Below are 12,493 nucleotides of genomic sequence, written 5' to 3'. Positions count from 1 at the left end.
GCGTGCCAATGCACGCGCCGCCCCGGCCGGAATCAAGCGAAATCAGGCGAGATCGGACATCAGGCGAGATCGAACAAAAGAGCAGGCAAGAAAACGGACGAGAAAGCCCCGCGAAATCGGCAGACCACCGACCACCAGAGCCAGGCTCAACTCCAGCCGGCCCCGATGGCCCTCCGATGCCCTCAACGCGCCCCGCCCGGCCCCGCTCAGCTCGCGTCGGCCGTCACCGCGGCGGCCGGCGTGCCGTTCATCAGTGCCACGCCCAGCGTCTCGCGCACCTTGTTCTCGATCTCGTCGGCGATGTCGGGATTCTCGCGCAGGTATTCGCGCGCGTTGTCCTTGCCCTGGCCGATCTTCTCGCCCTTGTAGCTGTACCAGGCGCCCGACTTCTCGACGATCTTGGCGTCCACGCCGAGGTCGATGATCTCGCCCTGGCGCGAAATGCCCTGGCCGTAGAGGATGTCGAAGAACGCCTCGCGGAACGGCGGCGAGACCTTGTTCTTGACCACCTTGACCTTGGTTTCGTTGCCGATCACGTCGTCGCCCTTCTTGATCGAGCCGATGCGGCGGATGTCCAGGCGCACCGAGGCGTAGAACTTGAGGGCATTGCCGCCGGTAGTGGTCTCAGGCGAGCCGAACATCACGCCGATCTTCATGCGGATCTGGTTGATGAAGATCACCAGGCAGTTGGTGCGCTTGATGGTGCCGGTCAGCTTGCGCAGCGCCTGGCTCATCAGGCGGGCCTGCAGGCCGGGCAGCGAGTCGCCCATCTCGCCTTCGATTTCGGCCTTGGGCACCAGTGCCGCCACCGAGTCGATCACGATCAGGTCGACCGAGCCCGAGCGCACCAGCGCGTCGGTGATTTCCAGGGCCTGCTCGCCGGTGTCCGGCTGGGAGATCAGCAGGTCGCCCACGTTGACGCCGAGCTTGCCGGCGTAGTTGACGTCGAGCGCGTGCTCGGCGTCGATGAACGCGCAGGTGCCGCCCAGCTTCTGCATCTCGGCCACCACCTGCAGCGTCAGCGTGGTCTTGCCCGACGATTCCGGACCGTAGATCTCCACCACGCGGCCGCGCGGCAGGCCGCCCACGCCCAGCGCGATGTCCAGGCCCAGCGAACCGGTGGACACGACCTGGATGTCCTGGTCGATTTCGGCTTCGCCCAGTTTCATGATCGAGCCCTTGCCGAACTGCTTCTCGATCTGGGCCAGCGCGGCCGCCAGCGCCTTCTGCTTTTCGGCGCTTACGCCAGCACCCGCCTTCTTGCCGTCATCCATGGTCGTCCTTCCGTCAATGGTGTATAAATAGGCCGCATGTGGCGCGCTGCCTGCTTTTGCGGGCTTGCGCCCGCTCCGCCGCCCGCCCCGGTACGCGACCCGCCCGTGGCATCGGCGCGCAGCATGAGAGGCGGCGGAAAAATCTGGTAAATGCCGGCCGCGCACAATGCGACCGGAACAAGCGGGTACTGTATAAAAAAACAGTATGCTTGGCAAGCCCTGCCCGCACCGCCGGCGACACCCGGTGGCAAAGGGGCGACAAAGCCGAGCCTGGGTGGAGACAACCATGCGTATTCTGATCGCTGAAGATGACGACGTGCTGGCCGACGGCCTGACGCGCTCCCTGCGCCACTCCGGCTATGCCGTCGACCACGTGGCCAGCGGGATGGAGGCCGATTCGGCGCTGTCCACCCAGACCTTCGACCTGCTCATCCTCGATCTCGGCCTGCCGCGCCTGCCCGGCCTGGAGGTGCTCAAGCGCCTGCGCGCGCGCGGCGCCATGCTGCCGGTGCTGATCCTGACCGCCGCCGACGGCGTGGACGAGCGCGTCAAGGGGCTGGACCTCGGCGCCGACGACTACATGGCCAAGCCGTTCGCGCTGTCCGAGCTGGAAGCGCGCGTGCGCGCGCTGGTGCGGCGCGGCGCCGGCGGCGGCGCCACGCTGACGCATCACGGCCCGCTGGCCTTCGACCAGGTCGGCCGCATCGCCTACCTGAACGAAGAGATGCTGGACCTCTCCGCGCGCGAGGTGGGCCTGCTGGAAATCCTGCTGACCCGCACCGGGCGGCTGGTCTCGAAGGAACAACTGGTGGACCACCTGTGCGAATGGGGCGAGGAAGTCAGCAACAACGCCATCGAAGTCTACGTGCACCGGCTGCGCAAGAAGATCGAGGTGGGCGGCATCCGCATCGCCACGGTGCGCGGCCTGGGCTATTGCCTGGAGAAATACCAGGCCGCCGCGGTGCACGGCTAGCCGGCCGGGAGACCTCGCCCATCCTGCCGCCCGCCCCGCGTCGTTCTTCCGGCCTGCCCGCCACGGACCACCCGAACCCTTCCCCATGAGCCTGCTGCGACTGCCCCGGCGGCGTGCGCGGGCCGCCCGGCCCGCCACGCCGCCTCCCGACTCCGCCGCGCCCGATGCCAGTCCTGGCGACGAAGCGCTGGCCGAGGCGCTGCCCCATCTGGAGGACAGCGCCGGCCACCCGTCGCCGCGCTCGCTGTTCGGCGAGATCCTGGACTGGATGCTGGCGCCGCTGCTGCTGCTCTGGCCGATGAGCATCGCCGTGACCTACCTGGTGGCCAAGTCGATCGCCAACGGGCCGTTCGACCGCTCGCTGGAGGCCAGCGCCATCGTGCTCTCGCAGCAGGTGCGCGAGGTCAACGGGCGCGTCACGCTGCAGCTGCCGCTGTCCGCGCGCGAGATCCTGCGCGCCGACGAGAGCGACAACATCTACTACCAGGTGGTCGGCACGCACGGCGAGTTCGTCGCCGGCGACAACGACCTGCCGCTGCCCAGCGAGGAAGACCGCGGCCACGCCGGGCTGGTGTCGCTGCGCGACGACCGCGTGGCCGGCAACGACGTGCGCGTGGCCTATACCTACGTCGACCTCAAGCACGGCAGCGACACCCAGCCGGTGCTGGTGCAGGTCGGCGAAACGCTGGACAAGCGCGCGCGCCTGGCCAATGAAATCATCAAGGGCGTGATCCTGCCGCAGTTCGTGATCCTGCCGCTGGCGGTGGTGCTGGTGTGGTTCGGCCTCACGCGCGGGCTGGCGCCGCTGAACGCGATCCAGCAGCGCATCCGCGCGCGCAACCCCGGCGACACCAGCCCCATCGACGAGCACGCCGCGCCGCAGGAGATCACGCCGCTGGTGGCGTCCTTCAACGACCTGCTCGCGCGCCTGGACATGTCGGTGCAGACGCAGAAGCGCTTCATCGCCGATGCCGCGCACCAGATGAAGACGCCACTGGCCGGCCTGCGCATGCAGGCCGAGCTGGCGCAGCGCGAGCAGACGCCGGAGGAATTGCGCAAGTCGCTGGCGCAGATCGCCGGCAGCTCCGAGCGCACCGCCCACCTGGTCACGCAGCTGCTGTCGCTGGCGCGCATGGAGAACCTCGCCGGCGCCGGCAGCATGGCGCCGCTGGACCTGGGCGCGCTCGCGCGCGAGGTGGTCAAGGACTGGCTGCCGCAGGCGTGGGCGCGCCGCATCGATCTCGGCGTCGACGCCGACGATCATCCCGTCATGGTGCAGGGCAACCGCCTGATGCTCACCGAGATGCTCAACAACCTGATCGACAACGCGATCCGCTACACGCCCGCCGGCGGCCACGCCACCGTGCGCGTGCGCGCCGACGCGTTCGAGCCGTTCGCCTACCTCGAGGTGGAAGACACCGGCCCCGGCATCCCGGTGGCCGAGCGCGAACGCGTGATGGAGCGCTTCTACCGCGTGCTGGGCACGCAGACCCAGGGCAGCGGCCTGGGCCTGGCCATCGTGCGCGAGATCGTGCAGCAGCACGGCGGCGACGTCGCCATCGTCGACAACGTCTACCAGACCGAGCCGCGCCTGGCCGGAGCGTGCTTCCGCGTCACGCTGCGCCGGCCCGTCGCCGGGGATGCCGCATGAGCGATACCGGCCAGTCGCCCGTCGAGCCTGCGGCGCACGTTCCGCCCATCTCGCCTGTTCAGCCTACGCCGCCTATGCCGGCCGGCCAGCCCTCTCCTGCCGCGCGCCGCGCATGGCGCCACAACCTGCGCTGGATCGCCGTGCTGCTGACGATCTGGTTCGTGGTCACGTTCGTGGTCGCCTGGTTCGCGCGCGAGCTGCGCTTCGACTTCTTCGGCTGGCCGTTCTCGTTCTGGGTCGGCGCGCAGGGCGCGCTGGTGGTCTACGTGCTGATGGCGGCGCTCTACGCATGGCGCATGAACCTGACGGCCGACGAAAGCGATGACGGAACCACCACATCGACCACGCCCCGCCATCGCGGCCAGGATGCTGCATAGCAGGAAAACCACGACCGCCGTGCCCAGTGCGGAAGCGGCCCGCCGACAAGGCCGCAAGGCATCGCGCCGCAGCAATCGCGGCGCGTTTTTTTGCCTAGCGTATACCCCGAGCGTTTAGTGGCGAACGGGGCGGAAATTGTCAGAACGCAGTAAGTTTCGCCTCCCACAATCCATTGAACTTCGGTGGCTGTGCTGTGTCCGCGCCACGCGTGCCCGCTGCCCACCCGAACGATTCCGATCTCAAAACGGAGGAGACAATGGCTAACGCGCAGAACGTAGCGATGCCCGGCGGCAGCGCCCAGGGTTCGGCAATGACAGCCGAAGAGAAGAAGGTGATTTTCGCCTCCTCTCTCGGCACGGTATTCGAGTGGTACGACTTTTATCTCTACGGTTCGCTGGCGGCCATCATCGCCAAGCAGTTCTTTGCCGGACTGGACCCCACCGCGGCGTTCATCTTCGCGCTGCTGGCCTTCGCCGCCGGCTTCATCGTGCGGCCGTTCGGCGCGCTGGTGTTCGGCCGCCTCGGCGACATGATCGGGCGCAAGTACACCTTCCTCGTGACCATCCTGATCATGGGTTCGTCGACCTTCATCGTGGGCCTGCTGCCGGGCTTCACCACGATCGGCTGGGCGGCGCCGATCATCCTGATCGCGCTGCGCATGCTGCAGGGCCTGGCGCTCGGCGGCGAGTACGGCGGCGCGGCCACCTACGTGGCCGAGCATGCCCCGCACGGCAAGCGCGGCGCGTACACGGCATGGATCCAGACCACCGCCACGCTCGGCCTGTTCCTGTCGCTGATCGTGATCCTGCTGTGCCGCAACCTGACCGGCGCGGCCTTCGACGACTGGGGCTGGCGCATTCCGTTCCTGGTCTCGATCCTGCTACTCGCGGTATCGGTCTACATCCGCCTGTCGATGAACGAATCGCCGGCGTTCCAGAAGATGAAGGCCGAAGGCAAGACCTCCAAGGCGCCGCTGACCGAAGCGTTCGCCCAATGGCGCAACCTCAAGATCGTGATCCTGGCGCTGGTGGGCCTGACCGCCGGCCAGGCCGTGGTCTGGTACACCGGCCAGTTCTACTCGCTGTTCTTCCTGACCCAGGTGCTCAAGGTCGACGCCACCACCGCCAACCTGCTGATCGCGGGCGCGCTGGTGATCGGCACGCCGTTCTTCATCTTCTTCGGCTCGCTGTCCGACAAGATCGGCCGCAAGTGGATCATCATGGCCGGCTGCGCGCTGGCGATGCTGACCTACTTCCCGCTGTTCAAGGCGCTCACCCACTACGCCAACCCGGCGCTGGAACGCGCGCAGCAGACCGCGCAGATCGTCGTCACCGCCGATCCCAAGCAGTGCTCGTTCCAGGGCAGCCCGATCGCCCGCGAGATCGATTTCCGCAGCTCCTGCGACATCGTCAAGCGGACCCTGGCGCAAGCCTCCGCCAGCTATGAAGTGGTGGAAGCCCCGGCCGGCACGGTGGCCTCGGTGAAGATCGGCGACAAGCAGATCGACGCCTTCAACGCCTCGCTGGATACCGCCGGCCACAGCTTCGACGACGCCAGCAAGAAGCAGATCGCCGCGTTCAAGAAGGAAGTGGGCAGCTCGATGGCCTCGGCCGGCTACCCGACCAAGGCCGACCCGGCGCAGATGAACACCATCATGGTGCTGGTGGTCCTCGTCATCCTCGTCATCTACGTGACGATGGTGTACGGCCCGATCGCCGCCATGCTGGTGGAGATGTTCCCGACCCGCATCCGCTACACCTCGATGTCGCTGCCGTATCACATCGGCAACGGCTGGTTCGGCGGCCTGCTGCCCACCATCTCCTTCGCGCTGGTGGCGCAGAACGGCAACATCTACTACGGCCTCTGGTACCCGATCATCATCGCCGGCGTGACGCTGGTCCTCGGCTCCCTGTTCGTGCGGGAAACCAAGGACCTCGACATCTACGCCAACGACTGAACGGACCTCGCGCATACGCGGCCAGCAGGCTGCAGGAATACGCAGGCAAGACTGACCCGGTAATCAGTCGCTCCAGCCGGCGGGCCGCAAGGTCCGCCGGCTTTTTTTTGCGCACACGGCCTACGCGGCCCGCGGCGGCGTCCTGAAACTTTTTCAGGGAAGGTGTTGACAGCGTTGAAAGCCCAGGTATAATTTCGGTCTTCAACGGCGAATTAGCTCAGTCGGTTAGAGCGACGGAATCATAATCCGCAGGTCCGGGGTTCGAGTCCCTGATTCGCCACCAGTATTTGAAAAGGGTTTCCAGGCAACTGGAAGCCCTTTTTTTCTTGTCTGCGATTTGCCTGCGGCCTGCGGTTGCGCGGAGTTTGCTCCCGGGACAGAAAATCGACCGGGCGCCACCATCGCCTGAGGAACAAGCCTAGAGCGCGATCGTCCGCGCCTGATGCAAGCCGCGCAGCCGCTGTGCGGTCTTTACCTGCCCATCCCGCTCCAGGCGCGCCAGCAGCGCCTCCGGTTCGGGCCTGGAAGCCAGATCCAGACGGAACCGGCGGAACGCCGCCGCGACCTCATCCGGCTGTGCCACTGTCAATCCGTCGAGAAAGGCATCCGGCTTTTGCAGCACGATACCTAGCCCGGCGAGCGCGGCCTTCCTGAAATCCCTGGTATTGCGCGACACCAGCGCGACCGCGGGCGTGCCGGGATATGCCTTGGCGGCGATCAGGTAGTGTGCGCAAGCTGCAACGTGCGCGTCCTTCGCGGACCGCACTGCCGGCGCCACGGCCTGGAACTGGGCCTGCACGTCTTTCACCGACACCAGCGCATTGGGCAAGGCATCGCGCATGCGCGCCTCGTGCGCCCTGGCATCTTCCAGCGTCTTCTTCCGTCCGGTCTCCACCAGCGCCCGGCCAACCTCATCGAGAATCAGCGGCGACCAGTGCAGCTTGATCGGCCCCTCGTAGTCGAGATAGATCAGCATCCCGCGCGTCGTGGCCGCAAACAGCGTATCGGCATCGGCAACGACAGGAATGCTCACGACGAGAGGATTTCCTCGTCCAGATCCTCGGCCAGACGCTTGAGCGCCCTGGCCTGCCGCGCCCGTTCAGCCTCCTGCCAGCGGGTCACGGCGCTGCGCAGCACACGGCGCTGGTTGCCGACCTTCTGATGCAGTTCCACCGCACCGGAATCGATCAGCTTGGCCATGTAGGGCCGGCTGACGCCGACGAGCCGCGCCGCCTGCTCGGTGGTGAGCAGCGGCTCCTCCTTGCGAGCCGGCGCGGCCCGTCGAGCCGGCGCCTTGTGCTCCGTGGTCCGCAGCTGCACGATCGCGCCCCCCAGCAATTCGACCAGTTCGTGCGTGATAGCCTCGTCGGCTTCCTTGCTGAGCTTGACGTGGCGCCGGACAACGGACACGACCGGCTCGACGTCGAACGACAGCTCGAACATCGGTACGCCACGGGCAGGCTCCGCGCGCGCCCTGGTCGCCTGACTGGCGGCCGGCGCGGTACGTCGCTTGCGGGAAGGGGAGGAAGCCTGCTTGGTAGTCATGCGTTCCATGCTAGCACAATCTCGAAATACTCGAAATACTCGAAACGACTCCCGATGTCGACCAGAAGAATGAGCGCGTCCGATGACGCCGGTCTTCCGCAAGTGAACACTGCGCACGACTCACCTCCCCTTGGCGCGCGTCGTCCCGAACGCCGGCAACACGCCGGGCTTCTCCCCCTCGATCATCCAACCAACGAAACAAACCAACTTCCCATTGACAATAAATAGATGACCAACTATCTTAAAACCCGTCCCAACCCATAGCACGATCCACCATGCCAAGACCCGCCAATCCCGAAGTCCGTTCCCGCCTGCTGGCCGCCGGGCGCGACGTGGTGCTCGAGCTGGGCTTCAACGGCTGCGGCGTGCAGGACATCACGGCCGCGGCCGAGGTGCCGAAGGGCTCGTTCTACAACTACTTCGACAGCAAGGAGTCGTTTGCCGGCGAGATCCTCGAAGGCTACTGGCTGTCGATCGAGGCCAGGCACGGGCCGCTGCTGTACGATGCGCGCGTCCGGCCGCTCGAGCGCGTTGCGCGGTTCTTCCACGCCTTGTCCGAGGACCACCGCCGCCATGATTTCACGCTGGGCTGCCTGATCGGCAACCTGTCGCTGGAGCTGTCGAACAACAGCGCGGAAACGCGGCAGGTGTTGTCCGGCGTGCTGGGCCGCTGGGAAAGCGCGCTGAGCGCCTGCCTGCGCGAAGCGCAGGAACGCGGCGATCTGGCGGCCGGGCAGGATCCGGACGCGCTCGCGGCGATTCTCGTCGAAGGCTTCGAAGGCGCGGTAATGCGCGGCAAGGTCGAGCGCAGCGGCGCGGCGCTCGCGCGTTTCGAGAGCCTTGTCCTGCCGCGCCTGCTGCGCTGATTTTTTTCCGCTTTTTATAAACCGACTGGTCACTTATAAAAGAGACCAGCCGGATCGGGCGGGAGCCGCCCGCCAGTCCCCGAAGCACCAACCCATCCCGAGCACAGAGGAATGTCATGACCCAGCAAAGCAACTCCGACGCGAACCAGCAGGCCGCGGCCAGCCCCTACGCCGATCCGGCGAACCCCGCCTTGCCGGCGACCGGCTTCAGGCTGGACCCGGCCAAGGCCGCGCTGGTGGTGGTCGATCCCCAGAACGACTTCCTGAGCCCGCAGGGCGCAACCTGGTCGATGGTCGGCGCCAGCATCACGGAGAACGACACGGTGGCCAACATCGGCCGGTTGTTCCAGGCCGCCAAGGCCGCCGCGATCACGGTCGCCGTGTCGCCGCACTACTACTATCCCCAGGACCACGAATGGCATTTCGGCGGCCCCCTGGAGAAGGTCATGCACAGCATCGGCATGTTCGACCGCAAGGGCCCGCTCACCGTGGACGAGTTCGAAGGTTCCGGCGCCGACTTCCTCGAGGAATACAAGCCCTACATCCTCGACGGCAAGACCGTCATCGCCTCGCCGCACAAGGTCTATGGCCCGGAGACCAACGATCTCGTGCTGCAGTTGCGCAAGAAGGGCGTCTCGCAGGTCATCCTGGCCGGCATGGCAGCCAACATGTGCATCGAGTCGCATCTGCGCGAACTGATCGAACAGGGCTTCGAGGTCGCCGTGGTCCGGGACGCCACCGCCGGCCCGCGCCTGCCCGACGGGGACGGCTATCTGGCGGCCATCATCAACTACCGGTTCCTCGCGCACGCGCTGTGGACGACCCGGGAAGCGGTGGCGCAACTCGCGTAGCGCGGCCGGGAGCGGCACGGCCGGCGCGCCGTGCCGCTCCCGCCGGCGCTTCTCCTCCATCGCAAACGCCTCCGCGAACGCCTTCGCTAACGCAGGCCGGACCCCATGCCGCATATTCCCAGCCGATACGGCCATTTCGTCTTTGGCGTTCTCCAGTCGGGACTGACCTGCGCGATCGCCGCGACCATCGCGAACCTGCCCTTCGTCGCCGAAGGCACCTTCATCGGTCACTGGCTGCGCTCGTGGGCCATGTCGTGGCTGGTCATGCTGCCGGTCGTCGTGTTGGCGGTGCCCGTCATCCGCCGTGCCGTGGAGCGCATCACCCGGCCGGAGCGATAGCGATGGCGGCAGTGTGCGTGCCTGATCGCTTTCCCTAGCTGCCGTGGCGAATCTCCGCCGCTACACTGGTCCCGCTCATTCGACACGAGCGCCCGACCGGAAGAGTTGGAGGAGAAACCCGCCAAGAGGATGAACCAGAAAGAGCCGCTTCGAGTCCGCCGCACGGGCTCTTTTTTTTGCCCTCAGTCCGGCGCCACCGCCGTGACTTCGATCTCCACCTTGGCGCGGTCCTCGATCAGCGCCGAGACCTCCACCGCGGTCATGGCCGCGTTGAAGCTGCCGATGATCTCGCGGAAGGCCTTGCCGATCTCCGGGTAGGCGGCCACGTAGGCGCGCTTGTCGGTGACGTACCAGGTCATGCGCACGATGTGCTCGGGGCGGGCGCCGCCGGCCGCGAGCACCGCGACGATGTTCGACAGCGCCTGGCGCACCTGCCCCGCGAGATCGTCGGTGTGGAACACGCCGTCGGCATCCCAGCCGATCATGCCGGCCACGAACACCGTGCGGCCGCGCGCGGATACGCCGTTGGCGTAGCCGCGCGGGCGCGGCCAGCCGGGAGGAAGGAGGACTTGCATGACGGTTGGCTCCAGGTCGGTTGGGTTCTTGTCGGTTGCCTGACGGTCAAGCCCGCGCTCATTGCGGCCCGTGCAGCTTGAAGCGCTGCAGCTTGCCGGTCTGCGTGCGCGGCAGCTTGTCGGTGAATTCGACGGCGCGCGGGTATTTGTAGGGCGCCACGGTCTGCTTGACGAAGTCCTGCAGCGCCTTCGCCATCGCCGCGTCGCCGGCCTGCCCCGGGCGCAGCACGACGAAGGCCTTGACGATCTGGCCGCGCTCGCCGTCGGGCACGCCGATCACCGCGCACTCGGCCACGGCCGGATGCAGGATCAGCGCGTCCTCCACCTCGGGCGCGGCGATGTTGTAGCCGGCCGAGACGATCATGTCGTCGGCGCGTGCCTGGTAGAAGAAATAACCGTCGGCATCCATCAGGTAGGCGTCGCCGGTGAGGTTCCAGCCGTCGCGCACGTAGTCGCGCTGGCGCGCGTCGGCCAGGTAGCGGCATCCGGTCGGACCCTGCACGGCAAGCTGGCCCACGGTGCCCGGCGGCACTTCGCGGCCGTCGGCGTCCACCACCCTGGCGCGGTAGCCGGGCACCGGCTTGCCGGTGGCGCCCGGGCGCGCGCCGCGCTCGTCGTGCGAGATGAAGATGTGCAGCATCTCGGTCGCGCCGATGCCGTCGATCAGCTCGATGCCGGTGGCCTCCTTCCACAGCGCGCGCGTGGCTGCCGGCAGGACCTCGCCGGCCGACACGCATTTGCGCAGCGGCGTGCGCCGCACCTCGATGCTGCGCGCGGCCAGCGTGCGGTAGGACGTGGGCGCGGTGAACAGCACGGTGGCGCCGAATTCGCCGATGCCGTCCAGCAGTTGCGGCGGGCTGGCCTTCTCCAGCAGCACCGTGGAGGCGCCCAGCGACATCGGGAACAGCACCAGCCCGCCCAGGCCGAAGGTGAACGCCAGCGGCGGGCTGCCGATGAAGACGTCGTCCTCGTTCGCGCGCAGCACGTGGCGCGGCCAGCAGGCGCAGATGGCCATGACGTCGCGGTGGTAATGCATGGTCGCCTTGGGCACGCCGGTGGTGCCCGAGGTGAAGCCGAAGATGCAGGTGTCGTCGGCCGCGGTGTCGACGTTGTCGAAATGCGGCGAGGCGCGCTCCATCGCCGCTTCCAGGCTGTCCGGCCCGTCGTAGTTGAAATGGCGGATCTGGCGCAGCGCCGGCGCGTCGAGCGCGGTCAGGCGCAGCTCGGCGGCCAGCGCCGCGTCGCACAGCGCGTGCGTGACGCGGCCGATCGCGGCGATGGCCTTGAGCTCCTTGGCGCGCAGCAGCGGCATGGTGGCCACCGCGATGCCGCCGGCCTTCATCACCGCGAACCAGCACGCCACCAGCATGGGGTTGTTGGGCGCGCGCAGCAGCACGCGGTTGCCCGGCACCAGCCCCATGTCGCGCACCAGCACGTTGGCGATGCGGTTGGCCTTGTCCCGCAGCTCGGCGTAGGTCCACGCCAGCCCCGGCGCGCGGATGCAGATGCGCTCGCCGCGGCCCTGCCCGACGTGCCGGTCGAGCAGCTCGGTGGCGCAGTTCAGGCGCTCGCCGAACTGCAGCTCGGGCAGCTCGAACCGGTACGCCGGCTGGAGTTCGGCCGGTGGCAGGTTGTCGCGGGCGAACGTGTCGACGTGGGCGCTGTCGGCCATGTCGCGGTCTCCTCGGTGCGGTGTGGATGGTCGCCGTGCGTCAGTTCGCCGAAGCGGCTTTCTCGCGCGCGAAGTTCGCCTCCATCTGGGCCTTGGCCGAGCGGTACTGGCGCGGCCAGTCCACCGGCGCGTAGCCGATCTTGGCCGCCTCGGTCAGCGTCCACGCCGGGTTGGCCAGGTGCGGGCGCGCCACCGCGCACAGGTCGGCGCGGCCCGCGGCGAGGATGCTGTTGGCGTGGTCGGCTTCGCTGATGGCGCCCACGGCGATGGTCGGGATGCCCGCTTCCTGGCGGATGCGGTCGGCGAACGGCGTCTGGAACATGCGGCCGTAGACCGGCTTCTCCTTCTTGCTGACCTGGCCCGAGGAGCAGTCGATCATGTCGGCGCCCGCGGCCTTGAACGCGCGCGCGAT

Annotated in this window: 12 protein-coding genes, 1 tRNA gene and 1 pseudogene; 8 read left to right on the top strand and 6 right to left on the bottom strand. The window is 67.6% G+C overall.

What is annotated here, in order from left to right:
• Positions 1-206: 206 nt before the first annotated feature.
• Entirely contained in the window at positions 207-1,274 is a 1,068-nt protein-coding gene (gene recA / locus K206_RS0121225; RefSeq protein ID WP_020204401.1) for a recombinase RecA, read from the bottom strand.
• 286 nt (positions 1,275-1,560) lie between these two features.
• On the opposite strand from recA, the gene K206_RS0121220 reads away from it, so the two are divergent.
• From K206_RS0121220 to K206_RS0121200, 5 genes are all read left to right on the top strand, one after another.
• The gene (locus tag K206_RS0121220; RefSeq protein ID WP_020204400.1) at positions 1,561-2,247 is read left to right on the top strand and encodes a response regulator transcription factor; all 687 of its coding nucleotides are present in this window, start codon (positions 1,561-1,563) and stop codon (positions 2,245-2,247) included.
• A gap of 85 nt (positions 2,248-2,332) precedes the next feature.
• On the top strand, positions 2,333-3,898 hold the full coding sequence (locus K206_RS0121215) for a sensor histidine kinase (protein ID WP_020204399.1): 1,566 nt from the start codon (positions 2,333-2,335) through the stop codon (positions 3,896-3,898).
• Between the two features lie 74 nt (positions 3,899-3,972).
• Complete coding sequence (locus K206_RS0121210) at positions 3,973-4,275, top strand: DUF4212 domain-containing protein (RefSeq protein ID WP_020204398.1); 303 nt, start codon at positions 3,973-3,975, stop codon at positions 4,273-4,275.
• A 257-nt stretch (positions 4,276-4,532) separates the two neighbouring features.
• Positions 4,533-6,233: an MFS transporter gene (locus tag K206_RS0121205; RefSeq protein ID WP_029043897.1), complete on the top strand. Its 1,701-nt coding sequence runs from the start codon at positions 4,533-4,535 to the stop codon at positions 6,231-6,233.
• Positions 6,234-6,439: 206 nt separating this feature from the next.
• Positions 6,440-6,516: transfer RNA gene (locus K206_RS0121200), tRNA-Met, on the top strand.
• Between the two features lie 135 nt (positions 6,517-6,651).
• On the opposite strand, the gene K206_RS0121195 is transcribed toward K206_RS0121200, so the two are convergent.
• Both K206_RS0121195 and K206_RS0121190 read right to left on the bottom strand, forming a co-directional pair.
• On the bottom strand, positions 6,652-7,266 hold the full coding sequence (locus K206_RS0121195; protein WP_020204396.1) for a PIN domain-containing protein: 615 nt from the start codon (positions 7,264-7,266) through the stop codon (positions 6,652-6,654).
• Positions 7,263-7,778 (bottom strand): helix-turn-helix domain-containing protein, encoded by a 516-nt coding sequence (locus K206_RS0121190; protein WP_029043896.1) that lies wholly within the window; start codon positions 7,776-7,778, stop codon positions 7,263-7,265. The genes K206_RS0121195 and K206_RS0121190 overlap by 4 nt, the downstream gene beginning before the upstream one ends.
• 275 nt (positions 7,779-8,053) lie before the next feature.
• On the opposite strand from K206_RS0121190, the gene K206_RS0121185 reads away from it, so the two are divergent.
• The 3 genes from K206_RS0121185 to K206_RS0121175 all read left to right on the top strand — a co-directional run bounded on the left by K206_RS0121185 (position 8,054) and on the right by K206_RS0121175 (position 9,834).
• Positions 8,054-8,644, top strand: a complete 591-nt coding sequence (locus K206_RS0121185) for a TetR/AcrR family transcriptional regulator (RefSeq protein WP_020204394.1) — start codon at positions 8,054-8,056, stop codon at positions 8,642-8,644.
• Between the two features lie 116 nt (positions 8,645-8,760).
• On the top strand, positions 8,761-9,495 hold the full coding sequence (locus K206_RS0121180) for a cysteine hydrolase family protein (RefSeq protein WP_020204393.1): 735 nt from the start codon (positions 8,761-8,763) through the stop codon (positions 9,493-9,495).
• A gap of 105 nt (positions 9,496-9,600) precedes the next feature.
• Positions 9,601-9,834, top strand: a complete 234-nt coding sequence (locus K206_RS0121175; protein WP_020204392.1) for a DUF2798 domain-containing protein — start codon at positions 9,601-9,603, stop codon at positions 9,832-9,834.
• Between the two features lie 182 nt (positions 9,835-10,016).
• On the opposite strand, the gene K206_RS0121170 is transcribed toward K206_RS0121175, so the two are convergent.
• The 3 genes and pseudogenes from K206_RS0121170 to K206_RS38900 form a co-directional block, all read right to left on the bottom strand.
• Positions 10,017-10,409: a RidA family protein gene (locus tag K206_RS0121170; protein WP_020204391.1), complete on the bottom strand. Its 393-nt coding sequence runs from the start codon at positions 10,407-10,409 to the stop codon at positions 10,017-10,019.
• Positions 10,410-10,467: 58 nt separating this feature from the next.
• Entirely contained in the window at positions 10,468-12,081 is a 1,614-nt protein-coding gene (locus K206_RS0121165; protein ID WP_020204390.1) for an AMP-binding protein, read from the bottom strand.
• A gap of 40 nt (positions 12,082-12,121) precedes the next feature.
• A pseudogene (locus K206_RS38900) lies at positions 12,122-12,493 on the bottom strand (bifunctional salicylyl-CoA 5-hydroxylase/oxidoreductase); the annotation flags it as partial.

This window comes from Cupriavidus sp. WS (assembly GCF_000395345.1).
In the GTDB taxonomy this organism is placed as follows: Bacteria; Pseudomonadota; Gammaproteobacteria; order Burkholderiales; family Burkholderiaceae; genus Cupriavidus; species Cupriavidus basilensis_B.
This window is presented reverse-complemented; position numbering and strand designations above follow the sequence as displayed.

Excerpts from the sequence above, each read along its gene's own strand:
- K206_RS0121190 (WP_029043896.1), bottom strand. The coding sequence starts at position 7,778 with ATGACTACCAAGCAGGCTTCCTCCCCTTCCCGCAAGCGACGTACCGCG.
- K206_RS0121205 (WP_029043897.1), top strand. The coding sequence starts at position 4,533 with ATGGCTAACGCGCAGAACGTAGCGATGCCCGGCGGCAGCGCCCAGGGT.
- K206_RS0121185 (WP_020204394.1), top strand. The coding sequence starts at position 8,054 with ATGCCAAGACCCGCCAATCCCGAAGTCCGTTCCCGCCTGCTGGCCGCC.
- K206_RS0121220 (WP_020204400.1), top strand. The coding sequence starts at position 1,561 with ATGCGTATTCTGATCGCTGAAGATGACGACGTGCTGGCCGACGGCCTG.
- recA (WP_020204401.1), bottom strand. The coding sequence starts at position 1,274 with ATGGATGACGGCAAGAAGGCGGGTGCTGGCGTAAGCGCCGAAAAGCAG.
- K206_RS0121180 (WP_020204393.1), top strand. The coding sequence starts at position 8,761 with ATGACCCAGCAAAGCAACTCCGACGCGAACCAGCAGGCCGCGGCCAGC.
- K206_RS0121170 (WP_020204391.1), bottom strand. The coding sequence starts at position 10,409 with ATGCAAGTCCTCCTTCCTCCCGGCTGGCCGCGCCCGCGCGGCTACGCC.
- K206_RS0121215 (WP_020204399.1), top strand. The coding sequence starts at position 2,333 with ATGAGCCTGCTGCGACTGCCCCGGCGGCGTGCGCGGGCCGCCCGGCCC.
- K206_RS0121165 (WP_020204390.1), bottom strand. The coding sequence starts at position 12,081 with ATGGCCGACAGCGCCCACGTCGACACGTTCGCCCGCGACAACCTGCCA.
- K206_RS0121210 (WP_020204398.1), top strand. The coding sequence starts at position 3,973 with ATGCCGGCCGGCCAGCCCTCTCCTGCCGCGCGCCGCGCATGGCGCCAC.
- K206_RS0121175 (WP_020204392.1), top strand. The coding sequence starts at position 9,601 with ATGCCGCATATTCCCAGCCGATACGGCCATTTCGTCTTTGGCGTTCTC.